Genomic DNA, 1,548 nt, shown 5'->3' with positions numbered 1-1,548 from the left:
AAGGCTTTAAACCCCGCCGGGAGTGACTGGGCTTCGCGGTTCTCATTCCAGAACCCAATAGCCAATAACAACGCCAGCTCAATATCCGCCGATATCAGCAACCCGTCAGGATCACCATCCGGCACGTTCTCATCATACAGCGTGCGGTTGAGGTAACTTTCCGCCCGCGTCTTGGCGGCAGCGGCATAGGTTTCAAGCAAGCTGTCGTCCGTGTGGTTATCTTCATCGATACGGCATTGAGCCTTGATTTTTTCCAATGTTGGGCAGGGCATAAAACCTCCTGCCCCGCGACGTTTACCGATCGCAGGGCACAAAAAAACCGCTTCACGCGGCATAGGATGTTAGCGGGGGTGATTAGCCCGCGGAGACGGTGCCCTTCCCGACCAGCGCCTTAATGGCCGCCGTGTCTTCCAGAATGCAGTCAAAACGGTGGAAGGCCAGAAAGGCGGTCTGGTCATATTCCGCATAACGCTCAATCAGGCGTTTCAGGGTCATGTAGGCCACCCGACGCACGATGAAACGGTTGAAGTCACCACAATAGATGAATTTACTGCCCGGCCCCATGTCGGCAATCGCCTGATCGATGACGTAAGGCACCCCTAATATCGTCGAAGGCACCACCCCCGCAATTTCCGGCAGCCACAACGGGCGGTTCTGCCCATCTTCCATCTCAGTGATGATTTTCAGCGTACTGTCATTGAACGCCCAGCGGAAGGTCCCCGCATTGCGGTACGCCGGGTCAATCGCATGTTTCAGGGCGTTCATGTCTTTCCAGCTGAATTTGGCTGCCGCTTCCACCATCCCGGTGACCGAAGCCGCCAGCCCTTTCGGCTGCTGTGGACTGCCAGTACCGGTGCCCTTCACCAGATACTTGGCCTCTCCCCGACCGATACGCTCAGCAATCCGTTTTGCCAGATAGGCTTCCATATCAATACCGGAGTCCTGCAACAGCTCGTTGGAGACCCGAATGATTTTAGAGGACAGCTTTTTCGCCCCGAGGGAAGCGGTGCCGAACTCGGTGTCTTCTTCGCTGGCGGCGGTGTTTTCACCCAGCAGCTCGCCTTCTTCTGCGGTGCCGTCGGCGGTGGCCCATTCGATGGTTTGCCCGGTCGAAGTGCTGAGAATTTGCGCTACACTGGCAATCCCGCCGTAGGCTTTCATGGCTTCGACGACCTTATTTAGCATCTGGGTCGGGACGGTGTAGCCGCCTTTCTCGTCCGGTGTCGTACCCTGTGCCCGCAGTTCACGCAGGGCCTGACGCTCTTCCGTTGTCATCTCCCCCAGACCGTGGCGCAGGAACTTATCAAAAGCCGCCGCCCGGCGCTCCTGCTGCTCAGTCTCCGGGTTGCCAGACTGTTGACGCTGCTCCGGCTCGGTGTTGTCCACCAGTTGTTGATCCAGACTGCGTAACGCTTCCTCGCGCTGGATGTGTGCATCAATGCCGTCCAGTGCGGTTTTCGCCTTGTTCCAGTCGGTGCGCTGCTCGTCCGTCCACGCGGCATCCCCGATTTTGTCATGCAGGGTACGCATTTCCGCCGCAATAGTGTT

General features: G+C 57.7%; 2 protein-coding genes. Both read right to left on the bottom strand.

Features of this window, described 5'->3' with window-relative positions:
- A partial coding sequence (locus Xhom_RS24845; RefSeq protein ID WP_099140125.1) for a head-tail connector protein occupies window positions 1-272 on the bottom strand: 272 nt, incomplete at its 3' end.
- Between the two features lie 82 nt (window positions 273-354).
- On the bottom strand, window positions 355-1,548 hold a 1,194-nt coding region (locus Xhom_RS24840; protein ID WP_099140124.1), incomplete at its 5' end, for a phage major capsid protein.

The sequence above is a fragment of the Xenorhabdus hominickii genome (genome assembly GCF_002632725.1).
GTDB classification, from domain to species: Bacteria; Pseudomonadota; Gammaproteobacteria; order Enterobacterales; family Enterobacteriaceae; genus Xenorhabdus; species Xenorhabdus hominickii.
This window is presented reverse-complemented; position numbering and strand designations above follow the sequence as displayed.